Below are 26,290 nucleotides of genomic sequence, written 5' to 3'. Positions count from 1 at the left end.
TAAGAACGCCCGCCGGAACCGTCAGAGAAACCGATCCAGCAGCTTGCGGCTGTGTTTGTCCAGCGACTGGATGTCGCGCACCAGGTAGAAGATGCCGTGGTTGTCGGCGATGAGCAGCGTCTGCGCGGACAGGCGGCGGATGTCTTCCTCGCCGCGCAGCGTGAACGAGGTGGCGCCGCGGTCGGTCTCGACCTTCCAGACGCTGGGCGTGGCGTAGGTGGACACGCTGGTCAGCTTGCGGATCTCGGGCATGAACTCGCGGCTGGCGAGTTCTTCTTCGATCAGGGCGCGTGGCTCGGCGGGGACGTCGGACAGGTGTTCGATCCACAGCAGCTCGTGCCCGTCGCTGGTCACCAGCGACAGGCCGCGGCCCGCCTCGCTGATCGGGAAGGCGCGCACCGGCAGGACGCCTTCATGCGATTCGCCGTCGGCGGACTGGAACTCCAGCCGGCCAAAGGCGTTGCGGCGCAATTGAAAGAACGGCAAGGTCATGGCGAGGTTATTCCGTTTCCGCGTCAGGCCACGGCGGCCATGTCTTCGCTGCCCGACGCCTGGGCGTCGGCTTCCGCCTGGCGCGCCTGCGCCTGATAGAGGCGGTAGTAGGCGCCCTCGCGGGCCATCAGTTCTTCGTGCGGGCCCTGCTCCACGATCTGGCCGCGGTCCAGGACCACCAGGCGGTCGGCCTTGCGCAGCGTGCTCAGGCGGTGCGCGATCGCAATCGTGGTGCGGCCGCGCACCAGGTTGTCCAGGGCTTTCTGAATCTCTTTCTCGGTCGTGGTGTCCACCGACGACGTCGCTTCGTCCAGGATCAGGATGCGCGGGTCGATCAACAGCGCGCGCGCGATCGAGATGCGCTGGCGTTCGCCGCCCGACAAGGCCTGACCGCGTTCGCCCACCAGCGAGTCGTAGCCGTGCGGCAGGCGCAGGATGAACTCGTGCGCATGCGCGGCGCGCGCCGCGGCCACGATCTCGTCACGGGTGGCGTCAGGCCGGCCGTAGGCGATGTTCTCGGCAATGGTGCCGAAGAACAGGAACGGCTCCTGCAGCACCAGCCCGATATTGCGGCGGTAGTCGGCCACGCGGACCGAACGGATGTCAGCGCCATCGACCAGCACCGCGCCTTCGGATACGTCGTAGAAGCGGCAGATCAGGTTGATCAGCGTGCTCTTGCCGGAACCGCTGTGTCCCACCAGCCCGATCATTTCGCCCGGCGCGATAGTCAGGTTCAGCCCGCGGATGACCTGGCGGTTGCCATAGCGGAAACCGACGTCGCGCAGCTCGATGCGGCCATTGATGTGCGGCAGCTTGGCCGGGTTTTGCGGCTCGGGCACGCTGGACACATGGTCCAGGATGTCAAAGATGCGCTTGGCGCCGGCAGCGGCCTTTTGCGTGACCGACACGATGCGGCTCATGGAATCCAGGCGCATGTAGAAACGCCCGATATACGCCAGGAACGCGGCCAGCACGCCCACGGTGATCTGCTTTTGCGAGACCTGCCAGATGCCGAAGATCCACACCACCAGCAGCCCCACTTCGGTCAGCAGCGTAACGGTGGGCGAGAACAGCGACCACGTGGTGTTGACGCGATCGTTGACTTCCAGGTTGCGATTGTTGGCTTCGCGAAAGCGCGCGACCTCGCGTTTTTCCTGCGCAAACGCCTTGACCACGCGAATGCCGGGAATGGTGTCGGCCAGCACGTTGGTGATCTCGGACCAGATGCGGTCGACTTTTTCGAAGCCGTGGCGCAGGCGGTCGCGCACGGCATGGATCATCCAGATGATGAACGGCAGCGGCACCAGCGTGACCAGCGCAAGCCACGGATTGATGCTGATCAGGATGACCGCCGTCATGGCGATCATGAGGATGTCGGTGGCGAAGTCCAAGAGGTGCAGCGACAGGAACACGCAGATGCGGTCGGTTTCGCTGCCGATGCGCGAAATCAGGTCGCCGGTGCGCTTTCCGCCGAAATACTCAAGCGATAGCTGCTGCAAGTGCGCATAAGTGGTGGTTCGCAGATCGGCCCCGATGCGTTCGCTGACCCACGCCAGAATGTACGTGCGCGCCCAGCCCAGCCCCCACGCCAGGATCGCCGATCCCAACAGACCGCCCAAATACAGGCGCACCAGGCTGTAATCGATGGGTGCGCCGTTCTGGAACGGGATCAGCACGTCGTCCATCAAGGGCATCGTCAGGTACGGCGGCACCAGCGTGGCCGCGGTTCCCAGCAATGTCAGCAGAAAGCCGGCAAACAGCGGGCCGCGATAGGGCCGCGCAAACCGCCACAACCGCAGCAGCGCCCAGGTGGTCGACGGCGCGGCCTGTTCCTGGTTGCAGGTCGGACATTCTTCCTCGCCCGCAGGAATGACGTTATTACAGATGGTGCAGGTGCGCTCTTCCAGCGCTTCGGCCTGTTTGCCCGACAAACGGATGGACTGCTGGGTTTCAAACTGCGCCAAAAGCCGCAACGCCGCGGGATTGCACGCCAGCGTGAACCGCCAGACGGCAAGGCGCGCGCTGTCATCATGCAGTTCCAGCACGGCGGCGCCGGCATGGTCGGTGAGGGATAGCTTCAGTTGGGGGCCATATGGCCAGGATTCCCAACCGGAATCGTCGGGAAGGCGGGCGATCAGCCGTTTATCGGTGACGGCGACCAGTCCCGGCTGGAACTTCAAGCGCTGATCGAGGTTTATTTCGACCCAGGCCAGAAGGGTTTCGTCATCCGCCAGTTCGGTGCGGATTTCATCCCGCCAGCGGGCAGGAAATGCGTCGGCAAGGCCGGAAAGCAGGTTTGGTTTTTTCATTGGAACGCATACCGGGCCAGGACTCTGCCCTACTAGGCGGCAACCGGTTTGACGCCAGGGGCGGCAAACGTGTCCCTTCCTTACAACACCACGAGTTCACGCCATGAAGGCGTCGTATAGTATCAGCCGATTTTTCTAATTAGGAACATCTGGGATCCCCCACTCGTTGGCATTATTCTTAAGGCGCAACCCCAATAAAATCGCGGTCTTGCATAGGGGCGTCCGCGCGTGCCAACCTGCTTCTCGAGCGAATTAAAACATGAAAAAGAAAGACATTGAATTTATCGATGTCGTGGCTTTGCGCGGCCCGAACATTTGGACGTATCGTCCGGTCCTTGAAGCATGGGTGGATATCGGCGAACTGGAGGACTACCCCTCCAACACGATTCCCGGATTTTATGAGCGCCTGACCGAATGGTTGCCGACCCTGATCGAGCACCGGTGCAGCCCCGGCGTGCGAGGCGGTTTTCTGGCCCGCCTGAAGGAAGGCACCTGGCCCGGCCACATTCTCGAGCACGTCACGCTTGAACTGCAGAACCTGGCGGGCCTGCGCGGCGGCTTTGGCAAGGCGCGCGAAACCTCCAAGCGCGGCGTCTATAAAGTCGTGGTGCGCGCCTGGCAGGAACAGGTCACCCGCACCGCGCTGAACGAAGCGCGCGACCTCGTCATGGCTGCCATCGAAGACCGCCCGTTCGACGTGTCCGCCACCGTCGCCAAGCTGCGCAGCCTGGTCGACCGCCATTGCCTCGGCCCCAGCACCGCGTGCATCGTGGATGCGGCCGACGACCGCGACATTCCGTATATCCGCCTTTTTGAGGGCAACCTCGTCCAATTCGGCTACGGCTCGGCGCAACGCCGCATCTGGACGGCCGAGACCGATCGCACCAGCGCCATCGCCGAAGGCATCTCGCGCGACAAGGACCTGACCAAGGAACTGCTGTCGACCTGCGGCGTGCCGGTGCCCGAAGGGCGCCTGGTCGACAGCGAGGAAGACGCCTGGGACGCCGCCGAAGACATCGGCCTGCCCGTGGTGGTCAAACCCTACGACGGCAACCATGGCCGCGGCGTCTTCACCAACCTGACGACCCGCGAGGAAGTGGTGTCGGCCTACCGCGTCGCCGTGGACGAAGGCAGCGGCGTCATCGTCGAACGCTTCGTGCTGGGCAACGAACACCGCCTGCTGGTGGTGGGCAACCGCATGGTCGCCGCTGCCGCCGGCGAACCGGCGTGGGTCACGGGCGACGGCAAGTCCACGGTCACCGAACTCATCGACAGCCAGATCAACACCGACCCGCGCCGCGGCCGCACCGAGAACCATCCGCTCAATTTTGTGCGCCTGGATTCCGCCGCCCGGCTGGAAATCGCGCGCCAGGGCCTGACCGAAGACAGCGTTCCGCCCGAGGGCCAGCGCGTGCTGGTGCAGCGCAGCGGCAACGTCGCATTCGACGTGACCGACCGCGTCCACCCCAGCGTCGCGGCCACCGTGACGCTCGCGGCACGCATCGTCGGCCTGGACATTGCCGGCGTGGACCTGGTGGCCGAAGACATCACGCGCCCCCTGGACGAACAGCGCGGCGCCATCGTCGAAGTCAACGCCGGCCCGGGTCTCCTGATGCACCTGAAGCCCGCCGACGGCGCGCCGCGCCCGGTGGGCCGCGCCATCGTCGATCACCTCTTCCCCGAGGGCGAGGCCGGCCGCATTCCCATCGTCGGCGTGACCGGCACCAACGGCAAGACCGTCGTCGCCCGCCTGGTGGCGCGCCTCTTGCACCTGTCGGGCAAGCGCACGGGCCTGGCGTGCAGCGAAGGCCTGTATCTGGACCGCCGCCTGGTGCAAAAGGGCGACCGCGCCGACTACGCGTCGGGCACGCGCCTTCTGATGAACCGCAACGTGGACGCCGCCGTCATCGAGAACGACAGCGGCGTGATCCTGGGCCAAGGCCTGGCCTACGACCGCTGCCAGGTCGGCGTCGTCACCAACATCGATGACGGCGACCATCTGGGCGACTACGACATCAACGAAACCGAGCGCCTGTTCAACGTGTTCCGCACGCAGGTCGACGTCGTCCTGCCCGATGGCGTGGCCGTGCTGAATGCACGCGATCCGCGCGTGGTCGAAATGGCCGAGCTCTGCGACGGTTCCGTGATCTTCTTTGGCATCGACCCCGCCCTGCCCGCCATCGTGCAGCATCTGGCCCAGGACGGGCGCGCGGTATTCGTGCGCGACGGCAGCATCGTGCTGGCCCGAGGCAGCCATGAGGAACGCCTGGCCGACGTCGCCGCCATTCCGCTGACGCACGGCGGCCGCGTGGCCTTCCAGGTCGAAAACGTGCTGGCGGCCGTGGGTTCGGCCTGGGCGCTGGACATTCCCGTTGAATTGATCCGCGCCGGCATCGAGACCTTCGACATCGATCAGGCGGATGCCCCGTGGCAGTTCACGCTGTTCGAGCGCAACGGCGCGACCGTCGTCGTGGACGACGTGCACAACGCGTCGGCGCTGCGCCCGCTGATCGCCGCCATCGACCAGTTTCCTTCCGCCAAGCGCGCCGCGGTCTACTCGGCCGGCGCGGACCGCCGCGACGCAGACCTGATCGAGCAAGGCAAGCTGCTGGGCGACGCCTTCGACCGCGTGGTCCTCTACGACGACGCGACGGTGCGCAGCAAGCGACCCGACGGCGAGGCGCGCGCGCTGCTGCGCCAGGGCCTGGCGCAGGGCAGCCGCGTCAAGGACATCCAGGAAGAGCCTGACCACGGCAAGGCCATCGCCAGCGTGCTCGATGGCATCGGAGGCGGCGACTTCGCCCTGCTGCAGTCCGACGAGGCGTTCTCCGGCCCGACCATCGACCTGGTCCGCCGCTGGATCCAACAACACTGACACTATTGCGCACGCGTCCGCCCCCCGTGGCGGACGCGCGCCAGACGACAGGAAACCCTGCCATGGAAGTCTCCCGTATCCGAGCATTGCGCGGCCCCAACCTGTGGAGCAAGAACACCGCCATCGAGGCCATCGTGTCTTGCGGCGATGCCGAATGCTCCATCGATAATCTGCCCGAGTTCGAAGCGCGCCTGCGCGCGCGCCTGCCGCAGACCGGATTGCTGCGTCCCGAAGGCCATCAGGGCGCGGTGTCGATCGCGCACGTGCTGCAGATCGTCGCGCTGACGATGCAGGCGCACGCCGGCTGCCCCGTCACGTTCGGCCGCACGGCCTCCACCATCGAGCCCGGCGTGTTCCAGGTCGTGGTCGAGTACAGCGAAGAAGAAGTCGGCAAGCTGGCCATGGAACTGGCCCAGGACCTCGTGCGCGCCGCGCTCGATGACACGCCGTTCGACATCGCCGACGCCTTGAAGCGTCTGCGCGAACTGGACGAAGACGTCCGCCTGGGACCCAGCACCGGCTCCATCGTGAACGCCGCCACGGCGCGCAACATCCCGTACCGCCGCCTGACGCAAGGCAGCATGGTGCAGTTCGGCTGGGGCAGCAAGCAACGCCGCATCCAGGCCGCGGAAACCGATCTGACCAGCGCCATCTCGGAATCCATCGCGCAGGACAAGGACCTGACCAAGATGCTGCTGGACGCCGCCGGCGTGCCGGTGCCGATGGGCCGTTCCGTGACCAGCGCCGAAGAGGCCTGGGAAGCGGCGCAGGAACTGGGCGGTCCGGTCGTGGTCAAGCCGCGCGACGGCAGCCAGGGCCGCGGCGTCGCAGTCAACATCGAGACCCGCGAGCGCGTGATCCAGGCCTTTGAAGTGGCCGAGGAAATCAGTTCCGAGGTCATCGTCGAACGCTACATTCCCGGCCACGATTTCCGCCTGCTGGTGGTCGGCGGCGCGCTGGTGGCGGCCTCGCGCCGCGATCCTCCGCAAGTCACTGGCGACGGCCAGCACACGATCCGCCAACTGGTCGACCAGGTCAACGCCGACCCCTTGCGCGGCGATGGCCACGCCACGTCGCTGACCAAGATCCGCTTTGACGACATCGCCCTGGCGACGCTGAAAAAGCAGGGCTTTGACGCCGATTCCGTGCCGCCCGCCGGCACGCTGATTTTCCTGCGCAACAACGCCAACCTCAGCACGGGCGGCTCGGCCACCGATGTGACCGACGAGGTCCATCCGGAAATGGCGGCGCGCGCAGTGTCCGCGGCCCGCATGATCGGCCTGGACATCTGCGGCGTGGACGTGGTGGCCGAAAGCGTGCACTACCCGCTCGAAGAGCAGCACGGCGGCGTGGTCGAGGTCAATGCCGCGCCCGGCCTGCGCATGCACCTGAACCCCTCGTTCGGCAAGGGCCGCGCGGTGGGCGAAGCCATCATCGCCAACATGTTCGCAGATGGCGAGGACGGCCGCATCCCAGTCGTGGCCGTCGCGGGCACCAACGGCAAGACCACCACGGTGCGCCTGACCGCGCATCTGCTGGGCGTGGCCGGCAACCGCGTGGGCATGACGAACTCGGACGGTGTGTACGTGGACAACCTGCGCATCGACACCGGCGACTGCAGCGGCCCGCGCAGCGCGCGCAGCGTGCTGATGCATCCGGACGTGGACGCCGCCGTGTTCGAAACCGCGCGCGGCGGCATCCTGCGCGAAGGCCTGGCGTTCGACCGCTGCAACGTCGCCATCGTCACCAACATCGGCATGGGCGATCACCTGGGACTGGGCTACATCAGCACAGTCGAGGACCTGGCCGTGGTCAAGCGCGTGATCGTCCAGCATGTGCATCCCAGCGGGATGGCGGTGCTGAACGCGGCCGATCCGATCGTGGCCGAAATGGCGTCGAGCTGCCCGGGCGCGATCACCTACTTTGCCGAAGACCGCAATCATCCCGTGCTGGCCACGCACCGCGCGCAGGGCCTGCGGTCGGTGTACCGCGATGGCGACGCCATCGTCGCCGCGCAGGGCGCCGATGAAGTGCGCTTCCCGCTGGCCGAGATTCCGCTCACCCGCAACGGCACGATCACCTTCCAGGTCGAGAACGCGATGGCGTCGATTGCAGCGGCATGGGCGCTGAACCTGGGCTGGGACGTGGTGCGTCGCGGGCTTGCCACGTTCGTGAACGATGCGCAGACGGCGCCTGGCCGCTTCAACGTGTTCGATTACCGCGGCGCGACCGTGATCGCCGACTACGGCCACAACCCCGACGCCATCCAGGCGCTGGTGCGCGCGGTGGACGCCATGCCGGCCAAGCGCCGCTCGGTCGTCATCAGCGGCGCGGGCGACCGCCGCGACGAAGACATCCGCATGCAGACCGAGATCCTGGGCGCCGCCTTCGACGAGGTGCTGCTCTACCAGGATCAATGCCAACGCGGCCGCGAGGACGGCGAAGTGCTGGCCTTGCTGCAGCAGGGCCTGGTGGGCGCCAGCCGCACCACGCACATCGACGAGATCCACGGCGAGTTTCTGGCGATCGACACGGCGCTGTCGCGCCTGAACGCGGGCGATCTGTGCCTGATCCTGGTGGATCAGGTGGAAGAAGCGCTGGCGCACATCGCCCAGCGCATCGCGCAGCCCTGAACGGGTCGCGGGACGAAGACGGGGCGCTCAGGCGCCCCGTTTTTTTTGTCCTGACCGCCTTAGCCCTGCGGCGCGGCCACGGGCGCCGAAGCCTGGTACCGGTCGGTCACATGGGTGCATCCCACGGCAGCCATGGCGCCCAGCGCCAGCAAGATCGCGCTGCAAAGTCGTTTCGTCATGCGGACTTTCTCCCTTCGGATGTGTCGAACCGCCAGCCGGTTCCCCGTGGACTATACCGGCCCGCCGACCGCCCGGCCACCCGCGCCATTGCTGGCGTTCGAGCGGATCGGTTACTAGCCGCGCTCAAAAGGGGTCAAATCGTTGCTCAAATGTAACTCGGCACTCTCGCTCCGGGGACGCGATTTCTCGTCTCAAACACGGGGCTTTTTCCACATTGGCGCCGTTACATTTCTCCACAGCGTCGTTTGACAGCCCCAGGGGGCGACTCGTAGCTTAGAACCTAGCTGATCAGTACCCAACACACCGCGTCACGGCAGCTTCATAGGCCATGAACCTGCCGCCGCACGTAACCAGAGAGAGGTCACCATGAACAACGACATCATCGCCGGAAAGTGGAAGCAACTGACGGGCAAGGCCAAGGCGGCTTGGGGTGAACTCACCGACGACGAGCTGACCCGCACCGAGGGCAATGCCGAACGCCTGGCTGGTCTGATCCAGGAGCGCTATGGCAAGACCAAGGACGAGGCGCAAAAGGAAGTCCGGGATTTCTTCGACCGTAATCCCTGATCTACATAAACACCAGGAGAAGCTGTCATGTTGCATTACGCCGTAGTTTTCTTCGTCATCGCGATCATCGCGGCTGTCCTGGGTTTCGGCGGCATCGCCGCCGGCGCCGCGGGGATTGCCAAGATCCTGTTCTTCGTCTTTCTGGTTCTGGCACTGCTGTCCATTCTGGGCGGCGCCTTCCGCAAGAAATAGAACGAGCACCTGAACGTTTTTAGTTAGTCATTGCGTCTCGAACGCGCTGAACACCAATAAAAAGGAGCATTACTATGGAAATTCGCAAGCTGATCGCCGCCGCCGCACTGGGTACGGGCGCTGTCTTCACTTCCATGGCTTTTGCCGCCGACGACGGCAAGCCGAAACAGTCCGTGGGTGAATACGCGTCCGACGCCACCGTGACCACCAAGGTCAAGGCCGCCTTCGTGGCCGACAAGCAGCTGAGCGCCCTGGAAATCGCTGTTGAAACCAACAACGGCGTTGCCACGCTGACCGGTACGGTCGGTACCGCTGCCGAAGCGGATCATGCCGCGACGGTCGCCCGTGGCGTCGAGGGCGTCAAGCAGGTCAAGAACAACATCAAGGTTGATCCGGCCAAGAACCGCAAGTAATCAGGCATCGAACTTTCGACGCCGGATTTGAAAACGGCGCCTGTGCAAACACAGGCGCCGTTTTCACGTTCGCGATCCGGAAAACGCCAATGCTATAGCGTGACGGTCCCGCGGCCGATTTCCCGGGCGCGCCCGCCGACCAGGATGCGGCCGTCTGCCAGAACATCCAGAAGCAGGCGGCACGGACGACCGGTCTGGTCCCCCTGCTCGACCAGCACGCTGGCAGGCAGCGCCGCCTTGCGATGCAGCAGCCAGCCGCCCAGGTTGGCGCAGGCCGAACCGGTGCCGGGGTCTTCGTTGATGCTGCCGCCGGGCTTGGCATAGAAGTAGCGGGACACCACCACCTGCCGCCCCGCCTGAACATTGCCTTCGTCGAAGGCGAACAGATACATCGTCTTGCGCCCCAGGGCGCTGGCCTGCCAGCGGTTCAGCAGCGACACGTCCGGGACCGCGCGCCGCACTGCATCCACGCTGGCAACCGGCACGAGCAACTGGTCCGCGCCGGTGTCGACCCAGATCGGGTCGGCTGCCAGGTCTTCCTCCGACAGTCCCATCAGTTGCGCGATGCCCGCGCGGTCCAACGCCGGCGTGGCCGTGCGCACGCCGTCCGGACAAGGCGCGGTGAAGGTCCAGGCATCGCCCTGCGCCGTCATGGGCACGACGCCCGCCTGAAACTCCAGCGTCACCGCGTCTTCGGCCTGCCGCAGGTCACGCACGACCTGCGCGGTGCCGATGGCCGGATGCCCGGCAAACTTCATTTCAAAACCCGGCGTGAAGACGCGCACGCGCGCGTCGGCCCGCTCGGACGGCAGGATGAACGTGGTTTCGGACAGATTGAATTGCGCCGCGAGATTGAGCATGGTGGCGTCGTCCATGCCGCGGGCGTCTTCAAAGACACAGAGCTGATTGCCGCTGAATGTCGAATCGGCAAAAACGTTGAGAAGTCGGAATGCGTAAGAAGCCATGGCGAAGATCTGAAAGGGATGACGCCGGCAACGCCGGCGCGGTCCCCAACTTTATCGCAGCGCTGGCACGCCCGCTTACCAGACCGCGAAGAACAGCACCCACGCGATGCAGAACGGCACCAGGCCCGCGACCAGCACCAGGCCCGCGCCGAGCTTGCGCGCCATGCCAACCGGACGCGCGTTCAGCAGGCGGGCGTAGAGACGCAGCGTCCACAGCACCGCCAGCGTCAGCAGCGTGAACCGGACCGGCGTCGCCCACGCCGCCTGCACGCCTTCATGTTTGAGCAACGTGATCGTCGTGGCGGACAGGCCCAGGAACACGCCAATGCCGGCCGACGGAATCAGCGCCTGCGCCAGCTTGTGCAAGCCCGCCCGCCCCCAGCGCGATACCGGTGCATGGGCAGCATGGGAATTAAGGGGCGCCTGCGGCACAGGTGCAGCAGGCGCAATGCGGTCCGCAATCCACAGCGACAGGAAGGTCGCGCCACCCACGCACACCGTGGCGCCGACGACAAAAAGCAGGATGCCGGCGCCGTCCAGCCACGAGAAGCTGTCGTTCACGTCGGGGTAATGGGTCAGGATGAACCACGGCGCGTTGTCCATCAGCGGCCACAGGATGTCGTGCTCGACCAGCCACGTCGCGGCCCACTGCTTGGCCGTCACGAACCAGGGGCTGGCGCTCCAGAGGAACGCGCCGATCGCAATGCCCATCAGGCCGAAGCACAGCAACGCCGTTTGCCACGGGTCGCCATCGGCCACGTGCACGATCTCTTCCTCGGGCGAACGCGGCGTGAGCGCGATGGCGCCACGATAGCCGCTGCAGCGGCCACAGACGTGGCAATCGCCCGCGCCCTTCATGTGGCGCAGCGGCACCAGCGGCGCACAGTTGATGGGCTCGATGCGGATGACCGGATGGCGCCACTTTTCTTCGTCGACCTTGAAGTGCCACGGCGCCAGCTTGGCCAGAAGATTGAACACGCCATTGACCGGGCACAGGTACTTGCACCACACGCGCTTGCTGCGGCCGTACCGCCAGCCGACGATCATGGCCGCCACGGTGGAGCCGCCCAGCACGGCCAGCACCGCCAGCGGGTACTGGTAGACGCTGACGAGCTGCCCGTAGATGGTCGTCAACGCGAAGGCCACGAACGGCCAGCCGCCCCAGCGCATCCATTTCGGAATGGCGCGGCCCTGGCCGCGCTCGCTGGCCCATTCGGTCAGCATGCCTTCCGGGCAGAGCCAGCCGCACCAGGCGCGTCCCAGGATCGGCATGGAGATCAGCACGAACGGCCACCACACGCCCCAGAACGCGAACTGCGCCACGACGGTCAGGTTGTTGAACACCGACGCCGCGTTGTCGGGCAGCGGCAGCAGCGCCGGCACGATCAGCAGGAACGCGTACAACGCGACAATGCCCCACTGCAGCTTGCGCAACAGCGGGGCATGGTCACGGAGGAAGTCGGCGATGCGGGAGGTTGCCCTCCCGAGTGCAGCAGCCATGGTCAAACCTTCAATTATTCAGTCCGGAAAAAAGCCGGAATCAGGATGCTCCCCGGGCGGCGGCCACGGGTGCGGGCCGTCCGCCCGCCCGGCGCAGCAGCGCCCAGACAATGATCCAGTAAGCCACCCACAGCAGCACCGAGGACAGCGCCGGCAGCGCGCGGTAACCCGCGAAGTCGGCCAGCACCTTGCCCACGCCCGTGCTGTCGCTGAGCAGCCAGGAACTGTCCCACACCGGGTCCACGAGGGTCGGCAGGACATCCAGGGAAATCAGGTGATCCAGCCCGCCCACCAGCAGCGAGCCGGCCAGGAGCAGCAGCAGGATTTCGGTCACGAAGAAGAAGCGGCGCCACGTGATGAGCTTGCCGCCCAGTTGCAGCAGCCAGAACGTCAACAGCGCCACGGCGAAACCCGCGACGCCGGCGACAGCCAGCATCAGCATGTCGCTGCCGCCCTCGCCCGCCGACACCGTGCCGTACAGGAACACGACAGTCTCGCTGCCTTCGCGGGCGACGGCGATGGCAACCAGCACCAGGAGGCCCCACCAGTTGTCGTTCGCCACGGAGGCGCGCGCCCCGCTTTCGAGTTCGCCCTTGAGCGTGCGGCCGTGCTTTTTCATCCACACGACCATCTGCACCACCAGCGCGCACGCCGCCAGCGACATGATGGCCTGGAACCATTCCTGGCCTTCATCGCTGAGCCACGAGGACACGCCCAGCAGCACCAGCGCCAGCGCGACGGCCAGCGCCAGCCCGGCCGCGACGCCGCCCCACAGGTAGGGCAGGCCGCGCTTGCCTTCCGGCGTGGCGCGCAGCCACGTGTACAGGATGCCCACCACGAGCAGGGCTTCGACGCTTTCGCGCCAGACGATGAAAAGTACCTGTTCCATGCTTTGGTGCCGCGTTATTCCTTGGGCTTGACGACCAAGGTGCCTTTCACGCTCTGGTGAAAGTCGTCAAAAAAGGGATACTCGCCCGGACGCGAGATGGTGATGACCACGAAGGATTTCACCCCCGGCCCCAGGACTTTTTCCTTGCGCAGCGGAATGCTTTCGAATTCCACCGGCTCATTGCTTTCATTGATGAGTTCGATCTTGAAGCGGCCCGCCGGGACCTCGAGCGTGGCGGGCTCGAATGTGCCGTCGGGCTTGAACCGCAAGGTGAACGTGGGCAGCTCGTCCGCCTGCGCGGGCGCCATGCCCGCCACGCCGGCCAGGCCGATCAGCATTGCGGCAAGTACGCGAAGCAGGCGGCGCACGATCAGTAACCGCCCTTCTTGCCGGTGCCGGCGTACACGAACTCATATTCCAGGTCGAACGGCTCGAACCAGTCGGCCACGCCGGTTTCCTTGTCGACGTGGCGGCCGAAGTGGCTCATCTTGTTCGCGGTCGGCGGCAGGATCGTGTACTTGAGCTTGTACTTGCCCGGGCCTTCCAGTTTGACGTTTTCGCCATAGTGCGGGCCGTCGTTGGCGACCATCGGCATGAACGTGCCCTTCTGGACGTTCTGGCTGCCGACCTTCTGGATCTCGTAGTTCACGACCAGGTAAGGCACCCATTCGCCTTCCGGAAAGCCCGTCTTGTTGCCGGCGGTGGCGTGGATGTCGGCCTCCAGGTGCACATCGGAATCCTTGGCCGGACGCATCATTCCGGGCGGATCCATTTCGATCGGCTGCAGGTACACCGCGCCGATTTCCATTCCGCCCTTCTCGACAGGCTTGCCGATGGGGTATTCGGCCGCATGGGCGGCGGACACGCTCAACGCGACAATGGCCAGCGCCAAGGCTTTCTTGATCATGTGCATAATCCTTGAGACACAAAAGAAATAGCGGCTCTCAAAACACAAACAAGAACCGTTTTCATTAATTTAGTGGATTTTGCTGACACAACCCTGAACCTGGGCCGGCTAAAAGTGCCAGATCATTGCGTTCAGTCAATTGGCAAAAAGCCGCCTGGCATTCGCCAAGGCGGCTTTTCTGCACTGCGGCGGGCCACATCGGCCCGGCATCCGGCGGGATTACTTGCGGCCGGAGCCCGGGTTGCTTCCCGGCGTGAACGGGAAGGTCGAGAACATGGCGCGGGTCTGATCCTGCATCTGGTCCTGCATCTGCACGAACAGATTTTTGCTCTGGTCGATGTAGTTGTTCATCATGTTCTGCAGCATCGGCGTCTGCACGTTCATGAATTGCGTCCAGGCTTCCGGCCCGAACTGGCTGCCGTACAGGCCCTTGGACTGCTCGGCCATGCGCTGCTGGATCTCCATGAAGGCCTGGATGTTCTTCTCGAGGTAAGAACCCATGATGCCTTGCATGGCGTGGCCGTAGAAACGGATGATCTGCGACAGCATGTTCGAAGAGAACATGGGCATGCCGCCGCTCTCCTCTTCAAGAATGATCTGCAAGAGAATGCTGCGCGTGAGGTCTTCGCTGCTCTTGGCGTCGACGACCTGGAATTCCTCGTTGGCCAGGACCAGTTGCTTGACATCTGCCAGGGTGATGTAGGTGCTGGTCCGGGTGTCGTATAAGCGACGGTTGGGGTATTTTTTAATCAGGCGCAGGCTGGCGCCGGGTTGTGCTTGCGTCATGGTTGTCCCCGGATCGGGCGATCTCTTTAGGCTTCGAATAATGTGAGTGTAATGCCGTACGGCCCTCTGCCCGAAGCCGTACAGCGCCAGCGGGCCGCCCAAGGGCGGCCCACGTCGCGTCAGCCCATGTGCAGGCCGCCGTTCAGCGAGAAATCCGCGCCGGTCGAAAAGCCGGATTCATCGGACGCCAGCCACGAGGTCATGGAGGCGATTTCCTCCGGCGTGCCAAGGCGGCGCACCGGAATGGTGGCAACGATCTTTTCCAGCACGTCCGGCCGGATGGCGCGAACCATGTCGGTGCCGATGTATCCCGGCGAGATCGTGTTGACGGTCACACCCTTGCTGGCCACTTCCTGCGCCAGCGCCATCGTGAAGCCATGGATGCCGGCCTTTGCCGTGGAGTAATTGGTCTGGCCGAACTGCCCCTTCTGGCCGTTGACCGAGCTGATGTTGATGATCCGCCCCCACTGGCGCTCGACCATGCCGTCGATGACCTGTTTGGTCACGTTGAACAGGCTGTTCAGATTGGTGTCGATGACCGCGCGCCAATCGTCGGCGCTCATCTTCCGGAACAACCCGTCGCGGGTGATGCCCGCATTGTTGACCAGCACATCCACCGGCCCGAGGTCGGCCGTCACCTTTTCAAAGGCGGCTACGGTGGAGTCCCAATCGGACACATTGCCCACCGACGCGTAGAACGTAAAACCCTGCGCGGCCTGCTCATCCAGCCATTGCTGGTAGTTGCGGCTGGGGCCGCAACCTGCCACGACGCGAAAGCCATCCTTGGCCAAGCGCTGGCAAATAGAGGTGCCGATCCCGCCCATCCCGCCTGTTACGTAAGCCAGTTTTCCGCTCATTGGACTTCCTCCTGTGTGCGACGGACGCCTCGTTGATTAAACATCTTTCTGCCGGGGACCGGACCGCGGTGCGCGGTATCAGGCCGCCCGGACCTTTACATATCTGCCAGGCGCCGGCTCGATCGGCCGGTACTTGGCATTGCCTGCCTTTGCCCTCGCCTTGATCTGCTTGCCCGAATGTCCTGCCAGCCAATCGGTCCAATCGGGCCACCAGCTGCCGAGGTGCTCCACCGCCTGCGAAAACCAGGTGTTGGGGTCGCCGGGCAGCGGCTGGCTTTGCTGTTCGAGCGCATCGGCCACCCAGTAGCTGCGGCGCTTCTTGGCGGGCGGATTGACCACGCCCGCAATGTGGCCGGACGCGCCCAGCACGAAACGCTGCGGCCCGCGAAGCACCTGCGTGGACGCGTAAGCCGACACCCAAGGCACGATGTGGTCCTCGCGCGAGCCGAATATATAGGCGGGCATGCGCAGGCGCGTCAGGTCCAGCGGCAGGCCGGCGGCCTGCGCGCGGCCCGGCACCTTGAGATTGTTCTCGAGGTAGGTATTGCGGAAATACCAGGAAAAGAAAGGCCCCGGCAGGTTCGTGCTGTCGCCATTCCAGAACAGGAGGTCGAAGGCCGGAGGCTTTTGCCCCTTGAGGTAGTTGCCCACCACGTAGTTCCAGACCAGCTCGTTGGGCCGCAGGAACGAGAAGGTGGTGGCGAGGTCGCGGCCCGGCATCAGGCCGCCGTTGCCCAGTTGATGATCGCGCATCAGCGCGTGGGCCTCGTCGACGAACACGTTCAGGATGCCGGTGTCGTGGAAATCGAGCAGCGAGGTCAGCAGCGTCAGCGACGCCACCGGGTGCTCGCCGCGCGCTTCGGCCAGCGCCAGCGCCGAGGCCAGCATCGTGCCTCCCACGCAGAAGCCCAGCGCATTGACCTGCGGCTGCTTGGTGATGTCGCTGGCCACGCGCAGCGCCTGCAGCACCGCGTCGTCCAGGTAGTCGGACCAGGTGGCGCGGTCCACGCCGTCGGTATCGGCAGCGACCGGATTGCGCCAGGAAATCAGGAAGACCGTATAGCCCTGTCCCACCGCGTGGCGCACGAAGGAGTTCTCGGGCTGCAGGTCCAGGATGTAGAACTTGTTGATGTTCGGCGGCACGATGACCAGCGGCCGGTCGTACACGGTGGCGGTCGAGGGCGCGTACTGGATCAGCTGGAACAGCTTGTTTTCGAACACCACGTCGCCGGGCGTTGTGGCCACGTTGCGGCCGATCTCGAACTGCGACTCGTCGGTCTGGGTGATGCGGCCCTTCTGCACGTCGCCCAACAGATTGGCCAGCCCTTCGTTCAGCGCGCGGCCCGCGCTTTCGACGATGGACTGCTGGGCATCGGGATTGAGCGCCAGGAAATTGGCCGGCGACAGCGCGTCGACCCACTGCATGATCGAGAAGCGAAGGCGGTCGCGCATGGGCTCGCTGACCTGCGCGGCATCGACCATGCGCTGCATGGCGCGCGCGGACAGCAGATACGTGTGCGCCAGGAGCAGGTGCGAAGCATTCGCCGCCCAGGCGTCGCCGGAGAAACGGCGATCGGACGGCGGCGCCAGCGCGCCACGCCGGGCATCGTCGCAAAGGCGTTGCCATTCGCGCGAGAACTCTGCCTGGATGTCAGCCAGGACTTCCGGTGCCACGCTCACCGGAATGGGACCTGCGGAGAGATTGGCATTCACTTCGACACCTTGTTATCGAAACTTCGCGATTGATGTTGCATTCCGGGTTCAGGACTGTCAATGCGGGTATACAAGGAGGCTTACTACGGTAAAACGCAAGCCCGGCGCTGGCCTTTGCGCGGCGTCAAACCGGGCTCAACCAGGCCAGCAGCGCCATGCGTCCGGTCACGCCGTCACGGCGGTAGGAAAAGTACCGGTCCGCGCGGGTCACCGTGCATTCCCGGCTGAGGGACACTTCTTGTACCCCGGCACGCCGCAGCCGGAAATCGGCCAATCCGGCGAGGTCGGCCAGCCATTTGCCGGCAAGGCCGGGGCGCGGCGCAAAAAAACGCGCCGTCGCCGGGTCGTCGGCGGTGAAGGCGACCAGCACGTCCTGCCCGACTTCGAAGTGCTGCGGCCCGATGCCGGGTCCGACCCAGGCGCGCCAGCCGGATGCTTGCGGCGCCTTGGCCCGCATCGCCTGCAGCGTGTTTTCAAGCACCCCGCCCGCCAGGCCGCGCCAGCCGGCGTGCGCCGCACCCAGCACCGTGCCCTCGGCATTGGCAATGACCACCGGCAGGCAATCGGCCACCATGACGGCCAGCACGCGGCCGGGTTGGGCCGTGACGCTGGCGTCGGCCGCGGGCTCGGCCGGCACGTCCGGCGCGTCCGCGTCGACGACCTCGCTGCCATGAACCTGGCGCAACCAGAGGGGATCGGCGGACACTGCGGCGCAAACCCGGCGCCGGTTCTCCGCCACGGCCTCGGGGTTGTCCTGGGCACGCAGGCCCAGATTGAGGGTGTCGTGCGGCGCCACGCCCACGCCGCCGGCGCGGGTCGTGCAAAAGTAGCTCACGCCCTGCCAGTCGGGTCCCGTCACGACGGGCAGGCCTGCGATCAGGCGTTCCATGCAATGTTCTCCTGGACCTGCGCCATGTCGGCGGGCACGGGCGCGGCGAACTGGACGTCGCCCTTGCCGCCCGGGTCGTCGAAATGCAGCGCGCGGGCGTGCAGCATCTGGCGCGCTGCCCCCGCGATGTTCTTGCCGCCGTAGATCGTGTCGGCCAGCAGCGGATGCCCCAGGCTGGCCATGTGCACGCGGATCTGGTGGGTGCGCCCCGTTTCCAGCCGGCACACCACTTCAGTCACCCGCCCGCCCGGATCGACCGAGCCCCGGCGGGCCGGCGCGTAATTGGTGATGGCCGGCTTGGGCGCGACGGGGCGCTCGACGCTCATGCGCACCGGCACGCGCGGATCGCGCCCGATGGCGCGGTCGACCTTGCCCGCAGCGGCCAGCCATCCGTGCGCCAACGCCACGTACTCGCGGCCCATGGTGCGCGCCTGAAGCTGGCGCACGAGGTGAGTCTGGGCGATGTCGTTGCGGGCCACCACCATCAGGCCGGAGGTGTCCTTGTCCAGCCGGTGCACGATGCCCGCACGGGCGACCTGGGCAAGTTCCGGATAACGATGCAGCAGGCCGTTGAGCAGCGTGCCGCTCCAGTTGCCGGCGCCCGGGTGGGTGACCAGGCCCGCCGGCTTGTTGACGACGATCCAGTCGGGGCTTTCGGCCACCACGCCGAATTCGACGGGTTCAGGCGTGAAGGCCTGCGCGTCGGGCGCGGGCTGGGCCCAGATGGTGAGTTCGTCGCCAGGGCCGACCGTCTGGCGGATCTTGCCCGGCGTCCCGTTGACCAGGACGTTGCCGGATTCGATCCAGCCTTGCAGGCGATTGCGGGAATGGTCGGGCAAGAGGCCCGCCAGGACCTTGTCCAGCCGGTCAGCGCGCGTGGCCGACGGCACGGTTACAAGTTGCGGCTCGGGGCGGCCGGATTCGTCGAGATTTTCGTCGGCGCTCTCGTCGGAAACAAGATCTGCGCGGGCGGCTGTATCAGACATGGAGACAAATCATATAATCAGCCTGCCATGCTAACACCAAGGATACGATTCTCGTGATTCACCACCCTGCAGCTCCCTCGAACCCCGCATCCCGCAGCGGGTCGGTTTTGCGCGTGGTCATCGCGCTTTTTGCCGTCATCGTCATCGCTGGTTGCAGCGGGGCGGACAGCAAGTACGACAAGACCACCAACTGGAGCGCAGAACAACTCTACGCGGACGCCAAGGCCGAAATGTCGTCGGGCGGCTGGAAGGAAGCGCGCGAACGCCTGACCGCCATCGAAAGCCGCTACCCCTTCGGCGTCTACGCGCAGCAGGCCCTGCTTGAACTGGCCTACGTCAACTGGAAAGACGGCGAGAACGAACAGGCGCTTGCCGCCATCGACCGCTTCCAGCAGCTGTACCCCAATCACCCCGGCACCGATTACGCGCTCTACCTGAAGGGCCTGATCAACTTCACGCCGGCCAGCGCCTTCATGAGCAACCTCACCGGCCAGGACCCGGCCGAGCGCGACCCCAAGGGCCTGCGCGCGTCCTATGACGCCTTCACCGAGCTGATCAAGCGCTACCCGGAAAGCAAGTACAGCGTCGACGCCGAAAAGCGCGTGGCCTGGCTGGTCAACACCATCGCCATGAACGAAGTCCACGTGGCCCGCTATTACTACGAGCGTGGCGCCTACGTGGCCGCCGCCAACCGCGCGCAGACCGTCATCACCGACTTCGAGGGCGCCCCCGCCACCGAAGAAGCGCTCTACCTGATGGTTCAGTCGTACGACAAACTCAACATGACGGACCTGAAGAACGACGCGCAGCGCGTCTACGACAAGAACTTCCCGAACAGCGAGTTCCGCACCAAGGGCCTGAAGGCCGACAAGAGCTGGTGGAATCCCTTTAACTGATTCCGCTCGCATGGGAAGAGAAAAGCCCTTCAATATTGAAGGGCTTTTTTTTGCCTGCGCGGCGCGGACGGCGCCGCTTGGCGCCGCGTTCCTTGCGTCGGTCTATTCGTCGTCCGGTCCGCGCTTGCGACGGTAGAACGCCAGCACCTCTTCCAGCTCGCGCGTGCGCGCAAATGGCGGCAGACCGCGCCACAGGCGCTTGCCATAAGGCTTTTCCACAAGCCGGGCGTCACCCACCATCAGCACGCCCCAATCCGATTCCGTGCGGATCAGCCGGCCCGCGCCCTGCTTGAGCGAAATGGCGGCTTCCGGAAGCTGGTATTCCGCAAACGGGTTGCCGCCCTGCGCGCGGCAGGCGCGCAGACGGGCCTCGATGACGGGATCGTCGGGCGGCGCGAACGGCAGCTTGTCGATCGCCACCAGCGTCAGCACGTCGCCCGGCAGGTCGATGCCTTCCCAGAAGCTGGCGCTGCCCACCAGCACCGGGTGCTTGAGCTTGCAGAAGCGGTCGAGCAAATCGCGGCGCGTGCCCTCGCCTTGTTTGAGCAGCGGCCAGTCATGGCCCGCATCGTCAAAGGCATCGGCCAGCAGATTGGCCACCTTGTCCACGGCGCGCAGCGTCGTACAGAGCACCAGCGTGCCGCCCGGACTGGCCTCCAGCAACGGCATGAGGGTCTGCACGAAGCGGTCCAGGAACTGCGGCGATTGGGGTTCGGGCATGCCGCGCGGCACGAACAGCAGCGCCTGCTCGGGGTAGTCGAACGGGGACTCCCACTTGCCGGTGCGCGCGGACTCCAGGCCAAGCTGGCTGGTGAAGTGCGTGAATTCACCGTTCACCGACAGCGTGGCCGAGGTCATGATCCAGGCCTGGCCAGGCTTGCGGAATTTGGAAAAGGCCTGTGCCACCGACAGCGGCGCCGAATGCAGGCGCACGTGGTGCAGTCCGTGCTCGACCCAGCGCACGGCCGGACCAGTCCATTGTTCGGCCAGCGCCGCGCCCTCGAGCAGGGCCGCGGGGGTGGAAGGACCGTCGCCCAGCGGGCTTTGCACGGGCGCCTGGTCGTCGCGGCCCCAGCCCTCGTCGTCATGCGCGCCGGTGCTACGCCCAGGCGTGGCCCAGCGCTTGAGCTTGACCGAGATCTCGGCCCCCATGCGAGCGGCCGCGAGCAGATCCGGGTGTTTTTCGGCCACCGCGCCCAGCGCCTTGGTGGCGCTGTCCACGGCCTCGCGCAGCGACAGCAGCGCGACGTCGAATTCCTCGGGGTTGGGAATGGCCTCGAACGTGGCCTTGCGGCCCGGCATCTTGTCCAGCGGCGCGCAGACCAGCCGCAGTTCGCGCGCGGCGGTTTCCAGTTGGCGGCTGACGTCGCTCCATTTGGCGGCTTCGCGCGCGTAGGCCAGCCCCGCGACTTCCAGCGCGCGGCCAAAATCCATGAGCTGGTGCGTGGACACGCTGTTGCCCAGAAAGCGCGTGGCGGTGTCGGGCAATTGATGGGCTTCGTCGAAGATGACGGTGTCGGCTTCGGGCAGCAGGTCCGTGACGCCTTCTTCGCGCAGCATCAGGTCGGCCATGAAGAGCGCGTGGTTGACGACGACGACGTCGGCCTCTTGTGCCTGGCGGCGCGCCTTGACGACAAAGCAGTCGCGGATGCGCGGACATTCCTGGCCCAGGCAGTTTTCGCGGGTGGACGTGACACGTTGCCAGATGTCGGCGTCTTCGGGCACCTGCGCCAGGTCGCCGCGGTCGCCCGTTTTGGAGATGCCCGCGAACACCTGGATCTGCCGAAGCTGCTGGATTTCGGAGCGGGATTTGAGCGCACGTTCGTCGCCCTGCAGGCGCTCCAGGTGGTAATGACACACGTAGTTGCCGCGGCCCTTGAGCAGCGCGGCCGTCACGGGCGCGGCCAGCGCCGCGCGCACGCGCGGCAGGTCGCGCGCGAAGAGCTGATCCTGCAGGGTGCGTGTGCCGGTAGAGATGAGCACCTTGCCGCCCTGGATGAAGGCAGGTACAAGATACGCCCAGGTCTTGCCGATGCCGGTGCCGGCCTCGGCCACCAGCGTGGCGCGGTCCTGGATGGCCTGGCCGATGGCCTGCGACAGTTCCACCTGCGATGGACGCGGCTTGTAGCCGGGCAAGGCCGTGGCCAGCGGCCCGTCCTCGTCAAAGAATTCGGATATGTCCAGGTCCAGCATTACAGCAGCCTTGTGTAGGGCCCCAAATGATACCCGCTGCCGCGTCGTTTTCCGGCTTGCGGCCTGCCGCAACGCCGTTGGCAGAGGGACGGATCAGTCCCTTCTGCCACGTTCCGTAACAACGGCTTATGGCACAATCCGCCCCTTGTTTTCCCTTTTTGCCGTCGTATAGAGATGTCTGAAACTTCCACTATCACGAACGTCGCCGCCGGCGTCGACAACGCCCGCATCGTCGCGCAGCTCGCCACCGAGCTGGGCGCCCGCGCCTCTCAAATCGCTGCGGCGGTGGAACTGCTGGATGACGGCGCGACCGTGCCCTTCATCGCCCGCTACCGCAAGGAAGCGACCGGCGGTCTGGACGACACCGTGCTGCGCAACCTGGAAGTCCGCCTGGGCTACCTGCGCGAGCTCGAAGACCGCCGCGGCGCCATCCTGGAATCCATTTCGCAGCAAGGAAAGCTGACGGCCGAACTGCAGCAGGAAATCGCTTCGGCCGACACCAAGCAGCGCCTCGAAGACTTGTACGCGCCCTACAAGCCCAAGCGCCGCACGCGTGCCCAGATCGCCCGCGAAGCCGGCCTGGAACCCCTGGCCGACGCCATCCTGGCCGATCCCGCCTGCGATCCCGCAGCCCTGGCCGCGCAGTACCTGAATCCCGAAGCCTCCATCAACGACGCCAAGGCGGCGCTCGATGGGGCGCGCGACATCCTGGCCGAACGCTACGCGGAAAACGCCGACCTGCTGGCCGACATGCGCGAGCACCTGTGGTCCACCGGCCTCGTGTACTCGAAGATGATCGAAGGCAAGGAAACCGAAGGCGCCAACTTCCGCGACTGGTTCGACTTCAACGAGCCGCTGCGCACCCTGCCCTCGCACCGTATCCTGGCGCTGCTGCGCGGCCGTCAGCAAGGTGTGCTTGAACTGCGCCTCGGCCTGGAAGCCGACCTCGAAGCGCAGACGCCGCATCCGTGCGTGGCCCGCATCGCCAACTTCCTGAAGCTGGGCAACGGTCTTTTCGCGCTGGACGCCACGCCGCGCGCGCGCTGGCTGGGTGAAGTCTGCCGCTGGACCTGGCGCGTGAAGCTCCTGACCGCCTTCGAAAGCGAACTGATCGGCCGCCTGCGCGAAAGCGGCGAAGCCGAGGCAATCCGCGTGTTCGCCGCCAACCTGAAAGACCTGCTGCTGGCCGCCCCCGCCGGTCCCAAGGCCGTGCTGGGCCTGGATCCCGGCATTCGCACGGGCTGCAAGGTCGCGGTCATCGACCAGACCGGCAAGGTCGTCGACACCACCACCGTGTACCCGTTCGAACCGCGCCGCGACCGCGACGGCACGATCAACACGCTGGCCGCGCTGGTGGCGCGCCACAAGGTGGACCTGATTGCCATCGGCAACGGCACGGCTTCGCGCGAAAGCGAAAAGCTCGTGGGCGACATGATGGAGCGTTTCCCCGACCTGAAGGTCACCCGCGTCGTCGTGTCCGAGGCAGGCGCGTCGGTGTATTCGGCATCGGAAACCGCCGCCCAGGAATTCCCCGACCTGGACGTCACGCTGCGCGGCGCCGTGTCCATTGCACGCCGTCTGCAGGATCCGCTGGCCGAACTGGTCAAGATCGACCCCAAGGCCATCGGTGTCGGCCAGTACCAGCACGACGTCAACCAGCGCGAACTGGCGCGTTCGCTGGACGCGGTGGTCGAAGACTGCGTGAACGCGGTGGGCGTGGACGTGAACACGGCGTCGGCCGCGCTGCTGGCCCGCGTGTCCGGCCTGAATTCGCTGCTGGCCAAGAACATCGTCGCCTTCCGCGACGAGAACGGCGCGTTCCCCACCCGCGACATCCTGCGCAAGGTGCCGCGCTTTGGCGACAAGGCGTTTGAACAGGCTGCGGGCTTTCTGCGCATCCCCAACGGCGACAACCCGCTGGACGCGTCGGCGGTGCACCCGGAAGCCTATCCCGTCGTCGAGCGCATCGTCGCCAAGATCAAGACCGAGGTCAAGCAGATCATCGGCCAGCGCGAGGCCCTGAAGGGCGTGTCGCCGTCCGACTTCACCGACGAGCGCTTCGGCCTGCCCACCGTGAAGGACATCTTTGCCGAACTCGAAAAGCCCGGCCGCGACCCGCGCCCGGAGTTCAAGACGGCGCAGTTCAAGGAAGGCGTGGAAACGCTGAACGACCTGTACCCCGGCATGGTGCTGGAGGGCGTGGTGACCAACGTGGCCAACTTCGGCGCGTTCGTGGACATCGGCGTGCACCAGGACGGCCTGGTGCATATCTCGGCGCTGGCCGAGAAGTTCGTGAAGGATCCGCGCGATGTGGTGCGCGTGGGCCAGACGGTCAGCGTCAAGGTGCTGGAAGTGGACGCCGCGCGCAAGCGCGTGGCGCTTACCATGCGCCTGAACGACACCGCCGCGCCGGCCCGCCGCAGCGCCGATGCGCCCAAGGGCGGTGACCGTCCCCGCCGTCAGGGCGATGGCGGCCGCAACGCGGGTGGCGCGGCCGGATCGATGAACAGCGCCATGGCCGACGCGTTCGCCAAGCTCAAGCGCTGATCCGCCGATCCGCTGCCCTGCCCAGATCCCGGCGCCCGATGCGCCGGGATTTTTTTTGCACTGTTAATGGAGCAAGCAGCTGAACGGCATGCGCGACGGCGCGGATTGCCCGCGCCGTCTTCGGCTGCCGTTTATTCCTGCGCCAGCGACAAGAGCGCTTCGCGGGTGCGGGCAAGGCGCGCCGCGGGCTCGCCCTGCATGCCCTCGGGCGCGGTCGCGACCGTCACGCCATCGATCACCGCCGCATAGCCCTCTGTCTGCGCCTGCAGGACGCTGTCAGCGGGTTCGGACTGCAACCGGCGCATCAAGGCGCCCGCTTCCTTGGGATCGGCAAAGCGCTGCGACAACAGCAGTTCCTCGCCGTCGGCCGCCAGCAGGCGGAAGCGGAAGCCGCCGTCCTCGTCACGGAAGCTGACGAAGCGCGCGCCCTTGGATTTTTCCTTCTTGCCCTGCGCGCCCTTGCCGGCCGTGGCGGCTGCGCTCAGGTTGCGCAGGCCCACGGCCTCGCGCAGTTCCTGCATGAAGGGCACGGCAAGCTTGCGCGCCTTGGCCGCGCCGGCTTGCAGGATGTCTTCGATGCGGCCCGGATTGGCCATCAGGTCGACGTACTTTTCGCGCATCGGCGCAAGCAGCGCTTCCAGGTGCTCGAACAGCGCCTGCTTGGCGTCGCCCCAGCCCATGCCCGCTTCCAGCAGCTGGCGGAACGCCGCCGATTGCTCGGACGTGGCGAACGCGCGGTACAGCGTGTACAGGTGGGAGGATTCGGCATCCTTGGGTTCGCCGGGTTCGCGCGAATCGGTCACGATGCGCATCACCGAGGCGCGCAATGCGCTCTTGCCGCCTTCGAACAACGGAATGGTGTTGTTGTAGCTCTTGGACATCTTGCGGCCGTCCAGGCCCGGCAGCGTCGCCACGTCTTCTTCGATGACCACTTCCGGCAGCGAGAAATAGTCGCGTCCGTACAGGTGGTTGAAGCGCTGCGCGATGTCGCGCGCCATTTCCAGATGCTGGATCTGATCCCGGCCCACCGGCACCTTGTTGGCGTTGAACATGACGATATCGGCCGCCATCAGGATCGGGTACGAGAACAACCCCATGGTGATGCCGTCGTCCGGATCCACGTTCTTGGCCACGTTCTGGTCGACCGACGCCTTGTACGCATGCGCCCGGTTCATCAGGCCCTTGGCGGTCACGCAGGTCAGCAGCCAGCTCAGTTCGGGGATTTCGGGAATGTCCGACTGGCGGTAGAACGTCACGCGTTCGGCGTCCAGGCCGACCGCCAGCCAGGTGGCGGCGATTTCCAGGCGCGAGCGCGCCACGCGTGCCGGATCGTCGCACTTGATCAGCGCGTGGTAGTCCGCCAGAAAGAAGAATGCGTCGACGCCGGGCTGCGTGCTGGCCTGCACCGCCGGACGGATCGCGCCCGCGTAGTTGCCGAGATGGGGGGTTCCAGTCGTGGTGATGCCGGTAAGGACGCGGGTATTCATGAGGCGAGAAGGCG

The 26,290-nt window shown here is 65.8% G+C and carries 21 protein-coding genes; 7 read left to right on the top strand and 14 right to left on the bottom strand.

What is annotated here, in order from left to right:
• Nucleotides 1-21 precede the first annotated feature (21 nt).
• Both H4P35_RS06630 and H4P35_RS06625 read right to left on the bottom strand, forming a co-directional pair.
• Nucleotides 22-492, bottom strand: coding sequence for a DUF1854 domain-containing protein (locus H4P35_RS06630; RefSeq protein WP_056322203.1), 471 nt, complete (start codon nt 490-492; stop codon nt 22-24).
• Nucleotides 493-515: 23 nt separating this feature from the next.
• Nucleotides 516-2,801 carry an ABC transporter ATP-binding protein gene (locus H4P35_RS06625; protein ID WP_226848468.1) on the bottom strand — a complete coding sequence of 762 codons (2,286 nt, stop codon included), beginning with the start codon at nt 2,799-2,801 and terminating at the stop codon, nt 516-518.
• A gap of 259 nt (nt 2,802-3,060) precedes the next feature.
• Between H4P35_RS06625 and cphA (H4P35_RS06620) the strand changes: the two genes are divergently transcribed.
• The 5 genes from cphA (H4P35_RS06620) to H4P35_RS06600 all read left to right on the top strand — a co-directional run bounded on the left by cphA (H4P35_RS06620) (nt 3,061) and on the right by H4P35_RS06600 (nt 9,661).
• Complete coding sequence (gene cphA / locus H4P35_RS06620; RefSeq protein ID WP_226848467.1) at nt 3,061-5,676, top strand: cyanophycin synthetase; 2,616 nt, start codon at nt 3,061-3,063, stop codon at nt 5,674-5,676.
• Nucleotides 5,677-5,738: 62 nt separating this feature from the next.
• Nucleotides 5,739-8,309 carry a cyanophycin synthetase gene (cphA, locus tag H4P35_RS06615; protein WP_226848466.1) on the top strand — a complete coding sequence of 857 codons (2,571 nt, stop codon included), beginning with the start codon at nt 5,739-5,741 and terminating at the stop codon, nt 8,307-8,309.
• Nucleotides 8,310-8,855: 546 nt separating this feature from the next.
• The gene (locus H4P35_RS06610; protein WP_006218180.1) at nt 8,856-9,056 is read left to right on the top strand and encodes a CsbD family protein; all 201 of its coding nucleotides are present in this window, start codon (nt 8,856-8,858) and stop codon (nt 9,054-9,056) included.
• Nucleotides 9,057-9,083: 27 nt separating this feature from the next.
• The gene (locus H4P35_RS06605) at nt 9,084-9,248 is read left to right on the top strand and encodes a DUF1328 domain-containing protein (protein WP_006389411.1); all 165 of its coding nucleotides are present in this window, start codon (nt 9,084-9,086) and stop codon (nt 9,246-9,248) included.
• A gap of 74 nt (nt 9,249-9,322) precedes the next feature.
• Entirely contained in the window at nt 9,323-9,661 is a 339-nt protein-coding gene (locus H4P35_RS06600) for a BON domain-containing protein (RefSeq protein WP_056322192.1), read from the top strand.
• A 92-nt stretch (nt 9,662-9,753) separates the two neighbouring features.
• Here H4P35_RS06600 and H4P35_RS06595 read toward each other — a convergent pair whose 3' ends face one another.
• The 10 genes from H4P35_RS06595 to H4P35_RS06550 form a co-directional block, all read right to left on the bottom strand.
• A complete protein-coding gene (locus H4P35_RS06595) occupies nt 9,754-10,626 on the bottom strand; it encodes a PhzF family phenazine biosynthesis protein (protein ID WP_226848465.1) in 873 nt (290 codons plus the stop codon).
• 75 nt (nt 10,627-10,701) lie between these two features.
• Nucleotides 10,702-12,126, bottom strand: coding sequence for a 4Fe-4S binding protein (locus H4P35_RS06590; protein WP_226848464.1), 1,425 nt, complete (start codon nt 12,124-12,126; stop codon nt 10,702-10,704).
• Nucleotides 12,127-12,166: 40 nt separating this feature from the next.
• Nucleotides 12,167-13,015 (bottom strand): FTR1 family protein, encoded by an 849-nt coding sequence (locus tag H4P35_RS06585; RefSeq protein ID WP_180099097.1) that lies wholly within the window; start codon nt 13,013-13,015, stop codon nt 12,167-12,169.
• 14 nt (nt 13,016-13,029) lie between these two features.
• Nucleotides 13,030-13,353 (bottom strand): cupredoxin domain-containing protein, encoded by a 324-nt coding sequence (locus H4P35_RS06580; RefSeq protein ID WP_056322182.1) that lies wholly within the window; start codon nt 13,351-13,353, stop codon nt 13,030-13,032.
• A gap of 32 nt (nt 13,354-13,385) precedes the next feature.
• Nucleotides 13,386-13,922 carry an iron transporter gene (locus tag H4P35_RS06575; RefSeq protein ID WP_062838574.1) on the bottom strand — a complete coding sequence of 179 codons (537 nt, stop codon included), beginning with the start codon at nt 13,920-13,922 and terminating at the stop codon, nt 13,386-13,388.
• A 219-nt stretch (nt 13,923-14,141) separates the two neighbouring features.
• Entirely contained in the window at nt 14,142-14,708 is a 567-nt protein-coding gene (gene phaR / locus H4P35_RS06570; RefSeq protein ID WP_056322176.1) for a polyhydroxyalkanoate synthesis repressor PhaR, read from the bottom strand.
• 119 nt (nt 14,709-14,827) lie between these two features.
• The gene (locus tag H4P35_RS06565; protein ID WP_180099096.1) at nt 14,828-15,565 is read right to left on the bottom strand and encodes a 3-ketoacyl-ACP reductase; all 738 of its coding nucleotides are present in this window, start codon (nt 15,563-15,565) and stop codon (nt 14,828-14,830) included.
• Nucleotides 15,566-15,643: 78 nt separating this feature from the next.
• A complete protein-coding gene (gene phaC / locus H4P35_RS06560; protein ID WP_226848463.1) occupies nt 15,644-17,278 on the bottom strand; it encodes a class I poly(R)-hydroxyalkanoic acid synthase in 1,635 nt (544 codons plus the stop codon).
• A gap of 124 nt (nt 17,279-17,402) precedes the next feature.
• Nucleotides 17,403-18,167 (bottom strand): peptidoglycan editing factor PgeF, encoded by a 765-nt coding sequence (pgeF, locus tag H4P35_RS06555; RefSeq protein WP_226848462.1) that lies wholly within the window; start codon nt 18,165-18,167, stop codon nt 17,403-17,405.
• Complete coding sequence (locus tag H4P35_RS06550; RefSeq protein WP_226848461.1) at nt 18,155-19,153, bottom strand: RluA family pseudouridine synthase; 999 nt, start codon at nt 19,151-19,153, stop codon at nt 18,155-18,157. The genes pgeF and H4P35_RS06550 overlap by 13 nt, the downstream gene beginning before the upstream one ends.
• A gap of 107 nt (nt 19,154-19,260) precedes the next feature.
• On the opposite strand from H4P35_RS06550, the gene H4P35_RS06545 reads away from it, so the two are divergent.
• Entirely contained in the window at nt 19,261-20,049 is a 789-nt protein-coding gene (locus H4P35_RS06545) for an outer membrane protein assembly factor BamD (RefSeq protein WP_056322165.1), read from the top strand.
• A 102-nt stretch (nt 20,050-20,151) separates the two neighbouring features.
• Here the strand turns inward: H4P35_RS06545 and H4P35_RS06540 are convergent, their stop codons facing one another.
• A complete protein-coding gene (locus H4P35_RS06540; protein ID WP_056322164.1) occupies nt 20,152-22,242 on the bottom strand; it encodes an ATP-dependent DNA helicase in 2,091 nt (696 codons plus the stop codon).
• A 174-nt stretch (nt 22,243-22,416) separates the two neighbouring features.
• Between H4P35_RS06540 and tex the strand changes: the two genes are divergently transcribed.
• Nucleotides 22,417-24,789, top strand: a complete 2,373-nt coding sequence (gene tex / locus H4P35_RS06535; protein WP_062838569.1) for an RNA-binding transcriptional accessory protein Tex — start codon at nt 22,417-22,419, stop codon at nt 24,787-24,789.
• A 131-nt stretch (nt 24,790-24,920) separates the two neighbouring features.
• Here the strand turns inward: tex and H4P35_RS06530 are convergent, their stop codons facing one another.
• On the bottom strand, nt 24,921-26,276 hold the full coding sequence (locus H4P35_RS06530) for a tryptophan--tRNA ligase (protein ID WP_226848460.1): 1,356 nt from the start codon (nt 26,274-26,276) through the stop codon (nt 24,921-24,923).
• Nucleotides 26,277-26,290: the final 14 nt, after the last annotated feature.

It is taken from the genome of Achromobacter sp. 77 (genome assembly GCF_020541125.1).
Lineage (GTDB): Bacteria > Pseudomonadota > Gammaproteobacteria > Burkholderiales > Burkholderiaceae_B > Achromobacter > Achromobacter mucicolens.
This window is presented reverse-complemented; position numbering and strand designations above follow the sequence as displayed.